19 protein-coding genes are annotated in these 18,504 nt (G+C 65.6%); 11 read left to right on the forward strand and 8 right to left on the reverse strand.

What is annotated here, in order from left to right; translation table 11 throughout:
* From QRN63_RS21095 to QRN63_RS21110, 4 genes are all read left to right on the forward strand, one after another.
* Complete coding sequence (locus QRN63_RS21095) at nucleotides 1-819, forward strand: CbbQ/NirQ/NorQ/GpvN family protein (RefSeq protein ID WP_285032578.1); 819 nt, start codon at nucleotides 1-3, stop codon at nucleotides 817-819.
* Nucleotides 816-2,507 (forward strand): nitric oxide reductase activation protein NorD, encoded by a 1,692-nt coding sequence (locus tag QRN63_RS21100; RefSeq protein WP_285032579.1) that lies wholly within the window; start codon nucleotides 816-818, stop codon nucleotides 2,505-2,507. Before QRN63_RS21095 ends, QRN63_RS21100 begins: the two co-directional genes overlap by 4 nt.
* A 121-nt stretch (nucleotides 2,508-2,628) precedes the next feature.
* A complete protein-coding gene (locus QRN63_RS21105; RefSeq protein WP_285032696.1) occupies nucleotides 2,629-3,612 on the forward strand; it encodes a phosphotransferase family protein in 984 nt (327 codons plus the stop codon).
* Complete coding sequence (locus QRN63_RS21110; RefSeq protein WP_285032580.1) at nucleotides 3,609-4,577, forward strand: NADPH:quinone oxidoreductase family protein; 969 nt, start codon at nucleotides 3,609-3,611, stop codon at nucleotides 4,575-4,577. The genes QRN63_RS21105 and QRN63_RS21110 overlap by 4 nt, the downstream gene beginning before the upstream one ends.
* On the opposite strand, the gene QRN63_RS21115 is transcribed toward QRN63_RS21110, so the two are convergent.
* The 8 genes from QRN63_RS21115 to QRN63_RS21150 form a co-directional block, all read right to left on the reverse strand.
* Entirely contained in the window at nucleotides 4,574-5,071 is a 498-nt protein-coding gene (locus QRN63_RS21115) for a hypothetical protein (RefSeq protein ID WP_267316392.1), read from the reverse strand. The genes QRN63_RS21110 and QRN63_RS21115 overlap by 4 nt on opposite strands.
* Nucleotides 5,071-5,673 carry a TetR/AcrR family transcriptional regulator gene (locus tag QRN63_RS21120; RefSeq protein WP_267316391.1) on the reverse strand — a complete coding sequence of 201 codons (603 nt, stop codon included), beginning with the start codon at nucleotides 5,671-5,673 and terminating at the stop codon, nucleotides 5,071-5,073. The genes QRN63_RS21115 and QRN63_RS21120 overlap by 1 nt, the downstream gene beginning before the upstream one ends.
* Before the next feature lie 96 nt (nucleotides 5,674-5,769).
* Nucleotides 5,770-6,918: an acyl-CoA dehydrogenase family protein gene (locus tag QRN63_RS21125; protein ID WP_285032581.1), complete on the reverse strand. Its 1,149-nt coding sequence runs from the start codon at nucleotides 6,916-6,918 to the stop codon at nucleotides 5,770-5,772.
* On the reverse strand, nucleotides 6,918-7,706 hold the full coding sequence (locus tag QRN63_RS21130) for an enoyl-CoA hydratase/isomerase family protein (protein WP_285032582.1): 789 nt from the start codon (nucleotides 7,704-7,706) through the stop codon (nucleotides 6,918-6,920). The genes QRN63_RS21125 and QRN63_RS21130 overlap by 1 nt, the downstream gene beginning before the upstream one ends.
* The gene (locus QRN63_RS21135; protein WP_285032583.1) at nucleotides 7,703-8,869 is read right to left on the reverse strand and encodes a CaiB/BaiF CoA transferase family protein; all 1,167 of its coding nucleotides are present in this window, start codon (nucleotides 8,867-8,869) and stop codon (nucleotides 7,703-7,705) included. Before QRN63_RS21135 ends, QRN63_RS21130 begins: the two co-directional genes overlap by 4 nt.
* Before the next feature lie 56 nt (nucleotides 8,870-8,925).
* Entirely contained in the window at nucleotides 8,926-9,684 is a 759-nt protein-coding gene (locus QRN63_RS21140; RefSeq protein WP_285032584.1) for an SDR family NAD(P)-dependent oxidoreductase, read from the reverse strand.
* A gap of 15 nt (nucleotides 9,685-9,699) precedes the next feature.
* Nucleotides 9,700-10,866: an acyl-CoA dehydrogenase family protein gene (locus tag QRN63_RS21145; protein ID WP_267316386.1), complete on the reverse strand. Its 1,167-nt coding sequence runs from the start codon at nucleotides 10,864-10,866 to the stop codon at nucleotides 9,700-9,702.
* Nucleotides 10,867-10,877: 11 nt separating this feature from the next.
* Complete coding sequence (locus tag QRN63_RS21150) at nucleotides 10,878-12,155, reverse strand: amidohydrolase family protein (protein ID WP_285032585.1); 1,278 nt, start codon at nucleotides 12,153-12,155, stop codon at nucleotides 10,878-10,880.
* Nucleotides 12,156-12,359: 204 nt separating this feature from the next.
* Between QRN63_RS21150 and QRN63_RS21155 the strand changes: the two genes are divergently transcribed.
* Genes QRN63_RS21155 through QRN63_RS21185 form a run of 7 tightly spaced genes read left to right on the forward strand, consistent with a single transcriptional unit; the run spans nucleotide 12,360 to nucleotide 18,072 of the window.
* Nucleotides 12,360-12,890, forward strand: a complete 531-nt coding sequence (locus tag QRN63_RS21155) for a carboxymuconolactone decarboxylase family protein (RefSeq protein WP_285032586.1) — start codon at nucleotides 12,360-12,362, stop codon at nucleotides 12,888-12,890.
* Nucleotides 12,891-12,894: 4 nt separating this feature from the next.
* The gene (locus QRN63_RS21160) at nucleotides 12,895-14,211 is read left to right on the forward strand and encodes an aromatic ring-hydroxylating oxygenase subunit alpha (protein WP_285032587.1); all 1,317 of its coding nucleotides are present in this window, start codon (nucleotides 12,895-12,897) and stop codon (nucleotides 14,209-14,211) included.
* Entirely contained in the window at nucleotides 14,204-14,542 is a 339-nt protein-coding gene (locus tag QRN63_RS21165; RefSeq protein WP_267316382.1) for a hypothetical protein, read from the forward strand. Before QRN63_RS21160 ends, QRN63_RS21165 begins: the two co-directional genes overlap by 8 nt.
* Nucleotides 14,543-14,545: 3 nt before the next feature.
* The gene (locus QRN63_RS21170) at nucleotides 14,546-15,757 is read left to right on the forward strand and encodes a metal-dependent hydrolase family protein (protein WP_267316381.1); all 1,212 of its coding nucleotides are present in this window, start codon (nucleotides 14,546-14,548) and stop codon (nucleotides 15,755-15,757) included.
* Nucleotides 15,744-16,160 (forward strand): nuclear transport factor 2 family protein, encoded by a 417-nt coding sequence (locus tag QRN63_RS21175; protein WP_285032588.1) that lies wholly within the window; start codon nucleotides 15,744-15,746, stop codon nucleotides 16,158-16,160. Before QRN63_RS21170 ends, QRN63_RS21175 begins: the two co-directional genes overlap by 14 nt.
* Entirely contained in the window at nucleotides 16,157-17,260 is a 1,104-nt protein-coding gene (locus QRN63_RS21180) for an acyl-CoA dehydrogenase family protein (RefSeq protein WP_285032589.1), read from the forward strand. Before QRN63_RS21175 ends, QRN63_RS21180 begins: the two co-directional genes overlap by 4 nt.
* A gap of 2 nt (nucleotides 17,261-17,262) precedes the next feature.
* Nucleotides 17,263-18,072, forward strand: a complete 810-nt coding sequence (locus tag QRN63_RS21185; RefSeq protein ID WP_285032590.1) for an acyl-CoA dehydrogenase family protein — start codon at nucleotides 17,263-17,265, stop codon at nucleotides 18,070-18,072.
* Nucleotides 18,073-18,504: the final 432 nt, after the last annotated feature.

Below are 18,504 nucleotides of genomic sequence, written 5' to 3' on the forward strand. Positions count from 1 at the left end.
TTGTTGAACAACACTTCTGCAGTTGTCAGACCGGTGCCGAGCGCACCGTTCTACCGCGCCATCGGCGACGAGGTAGAGGTTTTCCGGGCGGCGTCCCGCCGCGGCCTGCCCATGCTGCTGAAAGGCCCGACGGGATGCGGCAAGACCCGCTTCGTCGAGGCCATGGCCCACGAACTCGGGCGGGACCTGATCACCGTCGCCGGCCATGAGGACATGACGTCCGCGGACCTGGTGGGCCGATTCCTGCTCAAGGGCGGTGAAACCGTCTGGGTCGACGGACCTTTGACTCGTGCCGTGCGCGAGGGCGCCATCTGCTACCTCGACGAGATCGTGGAGGCGCGCCAGGACACCACCGTCGTCATCCACCCGCTGGCCGACCACCGCCGCGAGCTGCCGGTCGACCGCCTCGGCGTCACGTTGCCCGCGGCACCGGGCTTCCAGCTCGTCATCTCCTACAACCCCGGGTATCAGAGCGTCCTGAAGAACATCAAGGAGTCGACCCGGCAGCGATTCGTCGCCATCGAACTCGACTTCCCGCCCGCGGCCGCCGAGACGGAAATCGTGATGCACGAGGCGGGCATCGATGCCGAAACCGCCCGCAGCTTGGTGAAATTCGGCAACGCGATCCGCAACCTGGACGGCTCACCTCTTCGCGAAGTGGCGTCCACCCGCATGTTGATCCTGGCCGGCGAACTCGTCGCCGAAGGGCTGGGTATGCGCAGCGCCGTGCAGTCGGCCGTCGTCAAGGTGCTCTCCGACGATCATGACATCGTCCGCGCGCTGGGCGAGCTCGCGGACGCCGTCCTCCCCCGGCCGTGACCGATTCCGCCGGCCCGCAGCAGTTTCGGCTCCTCGCGACCCATGTCGCAGGCCGGCCGGTCGACATCGCCGAGGCACGAGGCGGCGAATCCGCGCACACCGACGGTCATGTCATCTATGTCTCGGCTGGGCCGGTGGCACGGCAGCGCAGCGAGATGCTGTTGCAGAGCGCCCTGCTGGGTGCGGGAAGCCTTGATGCGTCAAACGCGAAGGCACTCCGCGGCCGCCCCGCCATAGCGCGGCGCTACCTGGCGCTGGAAGGTCGCAGGGTCCTGGCAGACCTCGCCCGCGAACTGCCACTCGCCGTCGAACTCGGTGCCGGGGAGCCGATTACGGCCGACTCCGACGAGTCACTGCGAATCGCGAAGGGCCGCAGGACCGTCGACGACGCGCCGGACTGGTTCGGCGTCATCAAGCCCTCCCGGCTGCTGGCCGCACCGGTGGGTCCGGGCGCGCGGCCCACCGACAAGGACCTCCAACTCAAGTTCGAGGTTCCGGACGTCCTGGAAGACCTGGACGAGGAGGAATCGGACGGGGAGGCAGAAGACTCCGCGGACAGCAAGATCCTCAAGCTCTTCGAAGCACCGATGGCGTCCCGAACGATGTCTGACTTCCTGTCCAAGCTCTTCGGCAGTTCGAAGTCGAAGGGGCAGGACAACGCCGGCGCCGAGATGCAGATCGGCAGTGTGCGCCGCGTCGGCACGGCCGGTCCCGACGCGCGACCCCTGCCCACGCAGATCCGGTTCACCGACGACGGCCGTCCCGGTGCCACGCTGGGAGTCGGCGGCGCCCTGCATCCGGAGTGGGACGTCTTCGCGGGCCGGTACAAGGAGGATTGGTGTCGGGTAATCGATTTCCCGCTCACCGCGGCCGCCGACGTAGCGGCGGCGGGCGTGCCGCACGACGACATCCTGCGGCGGCGCCTGTCGCGCATCGGACTCGGCCCCAAGATCCTTCGCGGCCGGGCCGACGGCGACGAGCTGGACATCGAAGCCCTGATCGACCTGTTCGTCGACCTGCGCTCCGGCTTCTCTCCCCCGGAACACGTCTATCTGGAGCAGCGCAAGCTCTCCCGCAATCTGGGCGTGCTCATCCTCGTCGACGCCTCGGGTTCGGCCACCGAAACCGACGCCGGCGGACTGGCGGTCCACGAACACCAGCGCCGGGCAGCCGCCACCATGGCCGCCGTGCTCGAAGAGCTCGGTGACCGCGTGGCCGTCTACGGCTTCCGGTCGCAGGGCCGGCATGCCGTCCACCTGCCCGCCATCAAGCCGTTCGGGCAGCGGTTCGGCGCTGTGGGACGGGCCCGGCTGAATCAGCTTGAACCGTCGGGCTATACGCGACTGGGCGCCGCCATCCGTGGCGCGGGCGAGATCCTCAAGGAACAGGCGGGTACACCAAACCGGCTGCTCCTCGTCTTGTCCGACGGATTCCCCTACGACGACGGCTACGAGGGCCGCTACGCCGAAGCCGACGCCCACAAGGCGCTCGAAGAGCTGCGCGTGGACGGCGTTGCCTGCCTGTGCCTTTCCATCGGCGGCGCCGGTGAGACCGATGCGCTCGAACGCGTCTTCGGTTCCGCCAGCTATGCCAGTGCCGGCACGCTGGCCGAGTTGAGCCCCCGCATGGACGAGTTGTTCCTGTCGTCCCTACGCGAATTGGCCGCCCCGAAGCCGGCCGGCAGCTAGGCCAAACTTCTCAAGTACTTAACATTTGCGCCGTGGTGCGATATGACTGAACGGACGCTTTCGTGCCATCAGGCGACTGAGTGGGGAACTTGTGATCGACGTTGCGCGCCTTGCCGATTGGATGGACCGGTCGGGACTACCCGGCACAGGCGAACCCCTCGAAGCCACCTATCTGTCCGGCGGCACGCAGAACGTCATCTACCGGATCACCCGCGGCGATCACACCTGCGTACTCCGCATGCCGCCACCGGAGGCTCCGTCCGATCGCGACATGGGCGTCTTGCGCGAGTGGCGCATCATCGAGGCCCTCGACGGCACCGACGTGCCGCACACGGCCGCGATCGGAGTGTGTGCGGACGCGTCGGTGCTCGGCCGTCCGTTCTATCTCATGGGCCACGTCGACGGATGGTCGCCGATGGACCGGCACGGCGTCTGGCCGGAGCCGTTCGATGGCGACATCGCGGCGCGTGCGGGTTTGTCCTATCAATTGGCCGAAGGCATTGCGCTGCTTTCAAACGTCGACTGGAAAGCCAAGGGCCTGCACGACCTCGGCCGACCCGACGGCTTCCACGAGCGGCAGGTCGATCGGTGGATCGCCTTCTTCGAACGCATCAAGGGCCGCGAGATCGACGGCCTGGACGTCACCACCGAATGGCTGCGCAACCGCCGGCCCCTTGACTTCATCCCCGGGTTGATGCACGGCGACTATCAGTTCGCCAACGTGATGTACCGGCACGGCGCACCGGCCACCATGGCCGCGATCGTCGACTGGGAGATGGGCACGGTCGGTGATCCCAAGCTCGATCTGGGCTGGATGGTTCAGAGCTGGCCGGAGAACACCGATGCGCCCTCGGCCATGAACTACGTCGACATGCGTGGAATGCCCTCGCGCAGTGCGGTCGTCGACCACTACGAAAAAGTGTCCGGGCGCCAGGTCGACGACCTCGACTACTACCTCGTGCTTGCCAAATGGAAACTTGCGATCGTGCTGGAGCAGGGCTTCCAGCGGGCCGGCGACAATGAGAAGCTGCTCGCCTACGGACCGGTGATCACGTCCTTGATGCGTCAAGCAGCCGAGCTTGCCGAGTCCAGCGACTACCGGTGAAGGCCGTCGTCTGTCCCGAATACGGTCCGCCCGAGGTGGTTCGGGTCGACGACGTTCCGCCGCCTGCGCTGCCCGCGGGGCACATCCGGATCCGCGTCCACGTGGCCGCGGTGAATTTTCCCGACGTCCTGTTCATCGCCAATCGGTACCAGGTGAGCGTGCCGACGCCGTTCGTGCCCGGCAGTGAGTTCGCCGGCGTCGTCATCGAAGTCGCCGGTACCGCCGGCGATTTCGCAGTCGGCGACAGGGTGTCCGGCGCTGCGTTGTACGGCGCGTTCGCCGAAGAGGTGGTGGCGCCCGCCCACGGCCTCACCCGGATCCCCGACGGCGTCGACGACCGGACCGCCGCCGCATACGGCGTCGCACACGGCACCGCGTACCACGCGCTGCGCTCCGCGGCGCAGGTCCGCGCCGGCCAGGACCTGGTGGTGCTCGGCGCGGGCGGGGGTGTCGGTTTGGCTGCCGTGCAGCTGGGTGTCCTGCTCGGGGCAACTGTCACGGCGGTGGCATCGTCGGACGAAAAGCTCGTCGCGGCAGCAGCATACGGAGCCACTCACCTCGTGAAGCACGGTTCGCCGGACTTACGCGACGCGTTGCGCGAGGCCGTTCCGGACGGCGCCCACGCGGTCATCGACCCGGTCGGCGGCGACGTCTCCGAACCGGCGCTGCGATCACTGCGACCCGGCGGCCGCTTCGTCACCGTCGGCTTCGCCTCGGGCGTCATTCCGCGCATCCCGCTGAACCTGGTCCTCATCAAAGGCGCACACGTCATCGGATTCCAGCTCCGCGACATCCCGCCCGACGAATTCGACCGCAACCGAACCGAACTCGCCGCACTCCTGGTCGGGCGGCGAGTGGTGCCGCACATCGGCGCCGTCTACCGACTCGACGATGCCGCGCAGGCGCTGCGCCTGGTTGCCGACCGCAAGGCCATCGGCAAGGTCCTCATCAAGGTGGCCGATTAGCTCGCGGGGATCAGGTCCGCGGCAACCGAGGCCATCATGCCGATGCGGAATGTCTCGACAGAGCTCACCGCGCGCCGAATGCCACAGGCGGCGAGCGCCTGGGATTTGAAAGCCCTTGCTGCAGAGCTTAATTCGTGGTGGACGGCACCGATGCCGCGCAACTCGGCAGGACACTCATCACCCCACAACGTCACCTCGGTCTGACCGGCCGCCAGCGCCGCCAGCACTCCCCCGCGCACCCGGGCTTCGCTGTCGAAAAGGTGGGCCGCGACGGCCACCGTCTGGGGATGCGGCCGAGCCCGGCCCTCGATGAGCGCAGACTCGAGTTCCTCGGCATGGACGCCCAAGATCTGCAGTGGACGGTCATCCTCGTCGCTATCAGCGATCAGGACGGTGACGTCCCAGCCCGCGGTCACCCGGTCGAACATCCAGCCACCGGCATTCTCGACGGCTTCGGCGACCGTAGCGGCGACGACATCGAGGCGGTACCGCATCAAGGGACCGTCGGGGCGAGTTCCCGGCGTAATGACTCCACGTAGTCCTTGAATACGTCGGTCACGGGTATCGAAGGATCGAGCAACCACAATGTCTCCATTCCGTTGACAAAGGCCAAAATCTGTACCGCCTTTACGGCGGGGTCTATGTCGCTGCGATAGCGGCCTGTCTCCTGGGCTTCCCGGATGCCGTCGCTGAGGATTCTGAGCGCGGCCTGGTAGCGCCGGTGCATGCGGTCGTGCAGCGGGGCGTCGGGCAGGATGTTTTCGATCAACAGCACCGCGAACGTGCCGACGAGTTCCGGTGATCGCTCGAACCGCTCGGGTACCCGCATCAGCTCTTCGATCAGGTCGCCAGTGCGGTCGGCGTGGGCGTCGTCATCGGCATCGCGCGCGTCGAGCACTGCGTGCAACAGCTGTTCCTTGGATTCGAAGTGATGCAGCAATCCGGCAGGCGTCACGCCTGCCTCGCGGGCGATCTGCGCCAGAGATGTACTGCGCCAGCCGTTTCGGGCGAGTAGGCGTTGTGCAACTTCGAGGATCCGCGCCTTACGGTCGTCACCCTTGGCGAAGAGTGCGGCGTAGGGTCGAGGCTCCGTCACGCCCGCTCCCTTCGACCGAACCAACCTAGTGAACACACAGTAGGTTGGTTTGCGCGGTGTGACAAGGGTCTCAGCGGGATGAGTTTTCCGAGCTGTCTACAGCCCCAGTGATTTGGCGATGATCAGCTTCATGACCTCGCTCGTACCTGCGTAAATCCGGGCAACGCGGGCGTTCATGTAGAGCCGGGTGATCGGGTACTCCAGCATGTAGCCGTATCCGCCGAACAACTGGACGCAGCGGTCCACCACGCGAGCCTGGACCTCGGTGCAGAACAACTTCACCCGGGCCGCGTCGGCGCCGGACAGCTCGCCCGCGTTCAATTCGACGACGGCCTTGTCGACCATGGTCTGGGCCGCCTCGATCTCTGCCGACATGGCGGCGAGTTCGAACTTGGTGTTCTGGAACGATGCCACCGGCGTTCCGAATGCCTTGCGCTCCTTGACGTAATCAATCGTCGCCGCCACGGCCGCACGCGCCTGGCAGACGGAACCTACCGCGACCGTCATGCGTTCCTGCGGCAGGTTGTGGCCGAGGTAGCCGAACGCCTCGCCCTCATCCCCCAGCAGATTCGTGGCGGGCACCCGCACATCGGTGAAGGCGAGTTCGACGGTGTCCTGCTCCTTGCAGCCCATCTTGTCCAGGACCCGGCCTTTCTCGAAGCCCGGCATACCGTCCTCCACGACGATCAGGGACAGTCCGCGCCGCCGGTCTTCGGGATCGGTCGACGTGCGGGCCACCACGATCACCAGGTCGGCCAGTAGCCCTCCGGTGATGAAGGTCTTGGCGCCGTTGACGACATAGCTGTCGCCGTCACGGACCGCGGTGGTGCGCACCCCGGCGAGGTCGGAGCCCGTGCCGGGTTCGGTCATCGCGATGGCCGTCAGAAGGGTGCCGGCCGCCAGGCCGGGAAACCACCGGGCGCGCTGTTCGTCGTTGGCGTAGTGCAGGAAGTACGGCAGGATCACGTCGAGCTGCGTGCGGACCGTCGACAGCGTGACCAGGGCCCGTGCCGCCTCTTCTTGCAGCACCACGTTGTAGCGGTAGTCAGGCAGGCCGGATCCGCCGTACTCCTCCGGAATCGCCATCCCGAGCATGCCCAGTGAGCCCATCTGCTCGAAGATCGAACGGGGCATCCGCCCGGCCTTCTCCCAATCGGCGAAGTACGGCTCGACCTCCTTGGCGACGAAGTCGCGGACCAACTTCCGAAAAGCCTCGTGGTCTTCGGTGAACAGGTCGCGACGCATCAGGACTCCAATCGGGGCACGGCCCATCGGCCGGTGAATGTCGGTTCGTGTTTTGCCGCAAAGGCGGCATACGCCGTCGCGGCATCTGCGGTGGCGAAATTGACCGCCTGGGCGCGGGATTCGTTGGCGAGCGCTTCCCGCATGGTGGCATCGGCGCCCTGGTTCAACAGTGCTTTGGCCTGACCGAGCGCGACAGGCGGGCCCGCCGCCAACCGCGCGGCGAGATCGTCGACGAAGCCGTCGATCTCCGCCCCGGTCACCACCCACGTCACCAGGTTGAGCGCCTGCGCTTCGTCGGCGTCGATCGTCTCGGCCAGCAGCGCAAGTCTTTTCGCCTGTTGCAGTCCGACGATCTTGGGCAGCAGCCACGAGCCGCCGAGGTCCAGCGACAGTCCGCGCTTCGAAAAGATCTGGGAGAACCGCGATTCCGGGGTGGCGACGACGAAGTCGCAGCCGAGCGCCAGGTTCCAGCCCGCCCCGACGGCGACGCCCGTCACCTTGGCGATGGTGGGCAACGAGAGCTCGTGCAGTGCAACCGCGACATCGGTGAGCTTCTGCAGTTTGCGCAGCGGATGGATGTCCTCGGGCTCGGAGATGTCCGCTCCCGAGCAGAACGCTCCCCCGGCACCGGTGAGTACCACCGCCCGCAGCGCGGGGTCGCGGTCCGCCGCCCGGAACTCCTCGGCCAGGCGCACCCAGAGTTGGGGGTTGATGGCGTTCTTGCGCTCCGGACGGTTCAGAGTCAACGTCCGGACGCCGTCACGATCTGCGCGCAGCAGCACACTCATCCGATGACACCGCGCCCGCGCAGCTCGGTGATCTCTGCACCGGTGTAACCGAATTCGGCAAGGACTGCATCGGTGTGCTGGCCGAGACCGGGTACCGCACCCATCGGGAACTCGAAGCCGTCGATGATCGGCGGCGGCAGGATGGCCTCGATGGGGCCGGCGGGCGTATCGACCCGGCGCCAGCGGTCGCGCTCGGAGAGTTGCGGGTGCACCAGTACCTCGCTGGGCAGGTTGTACCGGGAGTTGCCGATGCCGGCGTCGTCGGCGATCTTCTGGACGTCCGCCAGATCGTTGGTGGCGCACCATGAGCCGATCGCCTCGTTCAGCACATCGCGGTGTTCGCACCGGCCGGAGTTGGTGGCGAACCGCGCGTCGTCGGCGAGATCAGGGCGCGCGATGATGTCGCGGGCCAGGCGCTGCCATTCGCGGTCGTTGGTGGTGCCCAGCACGACGGTCTGACCATCGGCCGTCGCGAACGCCCCATAGGGCGACACCGCGGGCGAGCTCATGCCCAGCGGCTGCTGGTCGATGCCGGAGTGTTTGGTGTACGTCAGCGGATATCCCATCAGTTCGGCCATGGTGTCGAACAGGCTGACGTTCACCGACGCGCCGCGGCGCGTCCGCCGGTCGCGCGAAAACAGCAGCGCCAGAATCGAAAGCGCCGAATACAGCCCGGACGAGATATCCGCGACGGGCGGTCCGGGTTTGGCCGGCGCTCCCGGTTGTCCGGTGATCGCACATGTCCCCGACTCGGCTTGTACCAGCAGGTCATAGGCCCGCTTGTGGGACAGCGGTCCGCCGGCCCCGTAGCCGTCGATCTCGACGGCGATCACGTGCGGATGTGAGTCGGCGAGATCGGCAGGTGAAATACCCAGTCGCGCAGTGGCACCCGGCGCCAGGTTCGACACGAGGACATCGGCTCCGTCCAGGAGCCGCCGCAGAACGGCCCGGCCGTCATCTGTCTTCAGATCGAGCGTCACGGACTCCTTGCCGCGATTGGCCCAGACGAAGTGCGCCGCTTGACCATTCACGACGTCGTCATAATCGCGGGCGAAATCCCCGCCCTTGGGGTTCTCCACCTTGATGACCCGGGCACCGAAGTCGGCGAGGGTGCGGGTGCACATCGGCGCGGACACAGCCTGCTCGAGGGCGATCACGGTCACGCCCGAAAGCGGCGCGGTGCCATCCCCCCGGTCGCTGCGCTCTTGCCCCCGAGGTGTCACATCACCGTCCCGCCGTCTACCGGCAGCACCTGGCCGGTGATGTACGACGCGGCATCGGAGGCCATGAAGACGAACGCGCCGGCGACCTCCTCGGGTTCGGCCCAGCGCTTCATCGGGATACGGTTCATCATGTTGGCCGCGAACTTCTCGTTGGTGCGGATGGTCTCGGTCATCGGCGTGGCTGCCAGCGGCGCCAGCGCGTTGACCGTGATGCTCTTGGTCGCGAGCTCGCGCGCAAGGGATTTGGTGAAACCGATGATTCCGGCCTTGGCGGCCGAATAGTTCACCTGGCCGAGCGTCCCGGTGAGCCCGGCCGCCGACGTGACATTGACGATGCGACCGGTACCGTCGGTCGGAAGGTACGACAGGACGGCCTGCGTGACGTTGAACGCGCCCATCACGTGGATGTCGAACAGCAACCGGAACGCGTCCTGCGTCGTCTTCTCGAACATCGCAGGTTTGGTGACGCCGGCGTTGTTGATCAGGATGTGCAGCTTTCCATCACCCAGCGCAGCCGCCTGTGCGGCGGCGGCATCCGCGGAGTCGCGGTCTGACACGTCGAGAGCCGCGGACTCGGCTCGCCCACCAGCCGTCGAAATGCGTTCCGCCACATCCGCTGCCGCGTCCTTGTCGAGATCGGTGACCAGCACCGCGGCCCCCGCAGCCGCCAGGGCCTCGGCCACCGCCGAGCCGATCCCCCCGGCGGCACCGGTGACCAGCGCCGCGCGCCCGGTCAGGTCGAAATAGGTCCTCATCAGTAGCACTCCATCTCAATAACTACGGGGCAGGCCGAGCACATGTTCGCCGAGGAAGTTCAGGATCATCTCCTGGCTCACCGGTGCGATCTTCATCAGACGGGATTCCCGGAAGTACCGCGACACGTGGTATTCCTCGGAATATCCCATGCCGCCGTGCAACTGCAGCGCTCGGTCGGCCGCGGCGAATCCCGCGTCGGCACAAAGGTATTTCGCGGTGTTCGCCTCGCGGCCACAGGGTTTCCCGTTGTCGTACAGCCACGTCGCCTTGCGCAGGATCAGCTCGGCCGCATCGAGCCGGGCGAGCGAGTCGGCCAGCGGGAACTGCAGACCCTGGTTCATGCCGATGGGGCGGTTGAACACAGTCCGCTCGTTGCCGTACTTGACCGCTTTCTCCAGCGCGACCCGTCCGATCCCCAGCGCTTCGGCCGCGATCAGCATCCGCTCCGGGTTGAGCCCGTCGAGGATGTATTTGAACCCCTGGCCTTCCTCGCCAACGCGGTGCTCGACCGGCACCATGAGGTCGTCGATGAAAACCTCGTTGGAGCTGACGGCGTTGCGGCCCATCTTGCGGATCGGCCGGATGTCCACGTGGTTACGGTCGAGGTCGGTCAGGAACAGGGTCATGCCGTCGGTCTTCTTGGTGACCTGGTCGTACGGCGTCGTACGGGTCAGCAACAGGATCTTCTCCGACTCAAGGGCTTTGGAGATCCAGACCTTGCGGCCGTTGATGCGGTACTGGTCACCTTCGCGCTTGGCGAACGTCGTGATGCGCGAAGTGTCCAGCCCGGCACCGGGTTCGGTGACGCCGAAGCAGACGTGCAGGTCGCCGTTGACGATGCGCGGCAGCGTCTCCTTCTTCATCTCCTCCGAGCCGTGCTTGACGACGGGCTGCATGCCGAAGATCGAGAGGTGAATGGCACTGGCGCCGTTCATCGCCGCACCGGACCGGGCCACCTCCTCGAGCAGCAGCGTCGCCTCGGTGATGCCCAGACCATGCCCGCCGTACTCCTCCGGGATTGTCATGCCGAGCCAACCGCCCTTGGCGATGGCGTCGTAGAACTCCTGGGGAAACTCGTGTGCCTGGTCCTTCTCCATCCAATAGTGGTCGTCGAATTTGGCCGCCAACTCCGCTACCGATGACCTGATGAGTTCCTGATCCTCGGACAGCGCGAAGTTCATGCCCGATGAGATCAACTGTTGGCCTCCGCCGCGGCGTGCAGCGCCTCGCCCCGAGCGCCCTGAGCGTGATGACTGAGCGCTTGAATCGACACGTCGTGCCCCTCGGCCGCCTTGCGCAACGCGCCCACGGTGGCCTGTTCACGCGAGATGTGCTGGAACGGATCGAAGTTGTACCACCGCATCGCGTTCTCGTGGGTGATCTTGTTGATCTCGTCGTCGGGAACACTGTTGGCGGTCAACACATCCCACAGTTCTTCGGGCGCGCCCGGCCACATCGAGTCGCTGTGCGGGTAGTCGGCCTCCCAACAGATGTTGTCGATGCCGATGTTGTTGCGCAGCGTGACACCGACAGGGTCGCTGATGAAGCACGTCAGGAAGTGCTCACGGAACACCTCACTGGGGATCTTGCCCTTGAAGTCCTGCTTGGTCCAGGTCGAGTGCATCTCGTAGGTGCGGTCCGCACGCTCGAGGAAGTACGGGATCCATCCGGTGCCGCCTTCGGACAGCGCGATCTTGAGATCCGGATATTCCTTGATGGGCCGCGACCACAGCAGGTCGGCGGCAGCCTGCACGATGTTCATGGGCTGCAGAGTGATCATGACGTCCAGCGGGGCGTCGGGCGCGGTCATGACCAGCTTGCCCGACGACCCGATGTGGATGTTCATCACCATTCCGGTGTCACAGAGCGCTTCCCACAGCGGGTTCCAGTACGGATCGTGGAAGCTGGGGTATCCCATGGCCGCCGGATTTTCGGTGAAGGTCAGCGCGTGCACGCCCTTCTTCGCGACGCGCCGCACCTCCTGCGCGCACTTCTCGGCATTCCAGATCACCGGGATGGCCATCGGGATGAAACGGGCCGGGTAGGCGCCGCACCACTCGTCGATGTGCCAGTCGTTGTAGGCCTGCACCAGCGCCAGCGAGAAGTCCTCGTCCTCGGTGGCGAACAGCCGGCCCGCGAAGCCCGGGAACGACGGGAAACAGATCGAGCCCAGGATGCCGCCGGCATTCATGTCCTTGACGCGCTCGTCGACGTTGTAACAGCCCGGCCGGATCTCATCAAGACCCTGCGGCTCCAGTCCGTACTCCTCCTTGGGGCGGCCGGCGACCGCGTTGAGCGCCACGTTCGGAATGACGACGTCGCGGAACTTCCACATGTCGCTGCCGTCGGCATTGTGCACGAGACGGGGCGCATCACCGAGGTACTTCGCGGGGAGGTGGTTCTGGAACATGTCCGGCGGTTCGACCAGGTGGTCGTCCACGCTGATGAGGATCATGTCTTCCTTGTTCATTACAAGCCTTCCTCAAGCTCAGTTCTCTATCTATGAAAACTAACTTCTCCTTCAGAGAGAATCAATGTCCACGGCCGCAGGTGCCTCCCGACCAGCCAACACACCAGCCGAAATGCCGCCCGCCGTTGACCCCGGCAACGAAACGTGCAAATGTATTAGTCAGAAATGAGAATCACATTCTCATCAACGAGAGGACCAGGCCTGATGCGGCTCCCCCCGCTTCCCGCAGACCGCTGGGACGACGAGGTCGACAAAGCGTTGGCCGGCCTCGTATCCGACGAGCAGCGCGATCCAGAACGAGTGAGCAATCTGATCGGCACACTCGCCCGCCACCCGAAGCTCGCCAGGCCTTACCTTCGGTACAGCTTCTACCTGCTGTACTCCTCGACACTGCCGGACCGGGTCCGCGAGCTCGCCATTCTGCGCGTCGCTCACCAGACCGGCAGCGAGTACGAATGGTCCCAGCACGTCAAGCTCGGTCGGCAGGCCGGACTGGCCGACGACGAGATCGACGCGGTCACCCGCGGCGAGGCCTGCGACGACTTCGAGCGAGCGATATTGATCGCCGCCGACGAACTGCTCGAGAAATACAACCTTTCCGATGCCACTTGGTCAGCGCTGAACGAGCGGCTCGAAGAGCGTCAGCTCATGGACCTGATGTTCACCATCGGTTCCTATGCGGCACTGGCAATGGCTTTCAACACATTTGGCGTAGAGCTGGACAAGGAGACGTAAACATATGGCCCACTTCCCCAAACCCGCTGCAGGCAGCTGGACCGAGAACTGGCCCGAACTGGGCACAGCACCGGTCGACTACACCGACTCCATCGACCCAGAACAGTGGAAACTGGAGCAGCAGGCCATCTTCCGTAAGACCTGGCTGCACGTCGGCCGGGTCGAACGACTGCCGAAGAAGGGCAGCTACTTCACCAGGGAGATGCCGTCGGTCGGTGCCGGCACGTCCATCATCGTAGTGAAGGACGAGAAAGACGGCGCCCAGACCGTGCGGGCGTTCTACAACATGTGCCGGCATCGCGGAAACAAGCTGGTGTGGAACGACTATCCCGGCGAGGAGGTATCCGGCTCCTGCAGGCAATTCACCTGCAAGTACCACGCGTGGCGGTACGCACTCAACGGCGACCTGACGTTCATCCAGCAGGAGCAGGAGTTCTTCGACGTCGACAAGGCCGACTACCCGCTGAAGCCCGTGCGCTGCGAGGTGTGGGAAGGCTTCATCTTCGTCAACTTCGACGACGACGCGGCGCCGTTGAACGAATACCTCGGCGATTTCGCAAAAGGCCTGGAGGGCTATCCCTTCCATGAGATGACCGAGGTCTACAGCTACCGCTCCGAGATCAAGGCGAACTGGAAGCTGTTCATCGACGCGTTCGTCGAGTTCTATCACGCGCCGATCCTGCACATGAAGCAGGCGACCAAGGAAGAGGCCGACAAGCTCGCGAAGGTCGGCTTCGAGGCGCTGCATTACGACATCAAGGGCGACCATTCGATGATCTCGTCCTGGGGCGGCATGAGCCCGCCCAAGGACCTGGGCATGGTGAAGCCGATCGAACGGATTCTGCACAGCGGCCTGTTCGGTCCGTGGGACCGGCCCGACATCAAGGGCATTCTGCCCGACGAACTCCCGCCGGCCGTCAATCCGGCGCGGCAGAAGACGTGGGGCCAGGACTCTTTCGAGTTCTTCCCCAACTTCACGCTGCTGCTGTGGGTGCCGGGCTGGTACCTCACCTACAACTACTGGCCGACGGGCGTCGACAGCCACATCTTCGAGGCGAACCTCTACTTCGTCCCACCGAAGAACACCCGGCAGCGGTTGTCGCAGGAGCTGGCTGCGGTGACGTTCAAGGAGTACGCCCTGCAGGACGCCAACACCCTCGAGGCCACCCAGACGCAGATCGGCACGCGGGCGGTCACCGAATTCCCGTTGTGCGATCAGGAGATTCTGCTACGCCATCTGCATCACACCGCGCACAAGTACGTCGACGAGTACAAATCCGCGCAGTCCGTGACGACCAACGGGAGAGTTGCACATGTCTGAGACCTCTTTGCTCCCAGCCGAATTTGCGGACCTCGAACGGTTCTCCGACTGGATTCTGGCGACCGAGCCGGAGCGCTACGCCAAGCGGCTGGCGTCCAGCATGGCCGAGATGCAGGACCTGTACGACGTCGGTATGGCACGTCTCGAAGAGGTCATGGTCTACCTGGACGCCCGATTCCCCCTGCACGACATGCCGGATGACGCCAAGCGGCTCATGCACCTGATGCAGTCGGTGGTCATGGTGTCCTTCCCGGTCGAGGTGTGGAAGCAGCCGCGCGTGCTCGACAGCGGGGCCGCGTGGGTCGAACTGGTGCGGGAGCCGGTGGTCTAGACCGTGCTCACCCTGAAAGCCGCAGGGCTGCTTGACGTCGACGCCGGGGAGATCGTGCGTCCCGCCATCGTCCGCGTTGACGGTGAGCGGATCGTAGGTGTCGGTGGGGCGGTTGAAGGTGAGGTCATCGATCTCGGCGACGTGATCCTGCTGCCCGGCCTGATGGACATGGAGGTCAACCTGCTCATGGGCGGCCGGGGCGAGAACCCCGGCCTGTCCCAGGTTCAGGATGATCCGCCGACCCGGGTGCTGCGCGCCGTCGGCAACGCGCGCCGCACCCTGCGCGCGGGATTCACCACCGTGCGCAACCTCGGTCTGTTCGTCAAGACCGGCGGATATCTGCTGGACGTCGCCCTGGGCAAGGCGATCGACGCCGGCTGGATCGACGGACCGCGCGTCGTGCCCGCGGGCCACGCCATCACCCCGACCGGCGGCCATCTGGACCCGACGATGTTCGCGGCATTCGCGCCGAACACCCTCGAACTGACCATCGAGGAGGGCATCGCCAACGGTGTCGACGAAATCCGCAAGGCCGTCCGCTACCAGATCAAGCACGGCGCCCAGCTGATCAAGGTCTGCTGTTCGGGTGGCGTCATGTCGATGACCGGTCCGCCTGGGGCACAGCACTATTCGGACGAGGAGCTGCGCGCGATCGTCGACGAGGCGCATCGGCGTGGGCTGCGCGTCGCCGCGCACACACACGGTGCAGAAGCGGTGATGCACGCAGTCGATGCCGGCATCGACTGCATCGAGCACGGCTTCCTGATCGACGACGAGGCCATCGCGTCGATGGTCGAGCACGGCACCTTCCTGGTCAGCACCCGGCGGCTGGCCGACGCGATGGATGTTTCGCACGCGCCACCGGAACTGCAGGCCAAGGCAGCCGAGATGTTCCCCATCGCCCGCAAGTCGATCCTGGCCGCCTACGAGGCCGGCGTGAAGGTCGCGGTCGGTACCGACGCGCCGGCCATCCCGCACGGCAAGAACGCCGATGAACTCGTCACCCTCGTTGAGTTGGGCCTGCCACCGCTCGCGGTACTGCGCGGTGCCACCTCCACCGCGGCCGAGTTGCTCAATGTCACAGACCGCGGCCGCATCGCCGAGGGCCTGCTGGCCGACATCATCGCGGTACCGGGAGATCCGTTGTCCGACATCAGCGTTACGCAACACGTCAGCTTCGTGATGAAAGGGGGAAAGATCTATGTCGGCAACTGACGAGATTGTCGCGATCCAACAACTCCTCGCCAAGTACGCCGTCACCATCACCCAAGGTGACATCGACGGCCTCGTGTCGGTGTTCACTCCCGACGGCACCTACAGCGCGTTCGGCGACACCTACCCGCTGGACCGGTTTCCCGAACTGGTCGATGCCGCACCCAAAGGCCTGTTCATGACCGGCACCGCGCTCGTCGACCTCGACGGGGACACCGCGACCGGGACCCAGCCGCTGTGCTTCGTCGAGCATTCCAGCCACGACATGCGGATCGGCTATTACCGCGACACCTACCTACGCACCGAGGACGGTTGGCGACTGCGCACCAGGGCAATGACTTTCATCCGCCGCAGTGGCGAACACGACTCCGGTAAGCCGCACGCGGTAGGCCGCCCCCGCCCGTGATCTCCGACATCTCCGAATTCCGGTCGAGCCTGACAGCTTGGCTCGACGAGCACGACCTGACCCCTGGGCCCGACCACTCGTTGGAAGGGCACCTGCGCCAGTTCGCGCGCGTGCAGAAGGCGCTGTATGACGCCGGGTGGAGCCGCTACGGGTGGCCCGAACACGCCGGCGGTCTCGGCGGTCCCGCGATCCTGCGGGCCGTCGTCGGCGAGGAGGTCGTCGGACGGCGGCTCGCCGAGCCCGGCCCGTACTCGATGCTCGAGGTGCTGGCGCCGACCATGATCGACTACGCGTCGCCCGAGTTGGCCGCCGAGATGGTGCCCAAGCTGCTCAGCGGCGAAGAACAATGGTGCCAAGGGTTTTCCGAGCCCGGCTCAGGGAGTGACCTGGCATCGTTGACAACCCGAGCGGTCCAGCGCGGTGACAAATGGATCATCAACGGGCAGAAGGTGTGGACGAGCTTCGCGCAGCACTCCCAGCGGTGCGTGCTGCTCACCCGAACAGGTGAGGGACACAACGGAATTACCGCGTTCTTCGTCGACACCGACTCCCCCGGTATCACCGTGCGCCCCCTGCGCACCATGCACGGCGTCGACGAATTCTGTGAGGTCTATTTCGACGACGTCGAGGTCGACGCGAGCCGGATGCTCGGAAAGCCCGGCGACGGTTGGCAACTCGCGATGGACCTACTCCCCTACGAACGGTCGACGTGTTTCTGGCAGCGCATCGCCTACCTGTACTCGCGGTTCGATGCGTTGATCCACGAGGTCAGGAATGAGGGGCAACCCGTCGATTCCGATCTGGGCGAGGTCTTTCTGGCCCTGCACACGTTGCGCTGCCGGTCCCGGGCCACCCAGCTTCGACTGGCACAGGGACACAAGTTGGGGCCGGACACCTCGATCGACAAGGTGCTGCTGGCCGGCGCTGAACAGCGGCTCTACGACGCTGCGCGCGATCTGCTGCCCGGATTCATCGAACTCGACGAAACACCCTGGCGCACCGAGTATCTGTACTCGCGCGCGGCCACCATCTACGGCGGCACCGCCGAAGTGCAGCGCAACATCATCGCCCGCCGACTACTCGATCTCGGGAAGGAGTGACCATGTCCACGCACCTCGACGCCGAGTCACTCGCGATGCTCGAAGACACCCTGCGCAAGACCATGCTGACCTGCTCCGGACCGGAACTGGACGCGGCACTGACCGAACTCGGCTGGGCCGAAATGCTCTCTGACATGGCCGATGTCGCGGTACCGCTGGTGTTCCGCCTCCTCGGCGAAACCGGTTCGCACGCATCAATTCTCATGGACGTCGTGCTGCATGCCACCGGCAATACCATCGGCGACACCGTGGAACTGCCGCTGCCGTATGCCGGCAATACCTGGGTGGTGTGGGACCGCGCTTCTCGGCGGCTCGAGCCCACCCTCGGCGGGTTGCCCCTGCGGCGCGAAGGCGAGGGCTATCCCATCCGGGTCGCCGAAGCCCGGATCGCCGTGGGCTGGTGGCTGGTCGGTTCGGCCCGGGCGATGCTGGCGCTGGCCCGTCAGCATGCGCTGGACCGGGTGCAGTTCGGCCGGCCGATCGCCGGTTTCCAGGCCATCCGGCACCGGCTCGCCGAGACCCTCATCGCCATCGAAGGCGCCGAAGCGACTCTGGCGCTGCCGATCTCGGACAGCCCCGACCTCGTCGCGCTGCTCGCCAAGGCGGCCGCCGGCAAGGCGGCGCTGACCGCAGCCAAGAACTGCCAGCAGGTGCTCGCCGGTATCGGGTTCACCGCAGAGCACGACTTTCACCACCACATGAAACGGGTGCTGGTCCTCGACGGATTACTGGGCAGCTCAAGGGAACTCACCAAGAAGGCCGGCGGCGGCCTGCGGGCCCGGGGCTCGGCACCGCGTTTGGCGCAGCTCTAGCCGCGAGCAGACGTAGAACTGTCGTTTTTCGGCTCCACTGACGTTTCCGTGGGTCGTTGATCCAGCCGACGAACCCGAAGAAATGCGTGAATTCAATCACCAGGCACGAACAGCCGCTGCGACTGAATCCAGGTACTTTTTCCGGCCGTCAGACGTCCCTGTGCTCAGTGTCGCCGGCAGTTCACCGCCTGGATTGAACACCCAGTACTTTTCCGGGCCGAACGCGACCATCTCGTCCATCTCGACGCGGCCGCCCCTCGGATCAGGGCACACCCAACGAACGGGTGCCGCCAATGTAACGCCAGGGCGAACTCCCAGCCGACTTCCCGCCATGGCGTTACATTCGCGGCCGCGGGGCGCCCAGACGTTGTCGCATCAGGAGGGCAACCTATCGCGCCCCTCGGAGGAGCGCGAGTATCTGATATGGCGGTG

Origin of the sequence: Mycolicibacterium sp. lyk4-40-TYG-92, assembly GCF_030209435.1 — a bacterium.
GTDB lineage: Bacteria > Actinomycetota > Actinomycetes > Mycobacteriales > Mycobacteriaceae > Mycobacterium.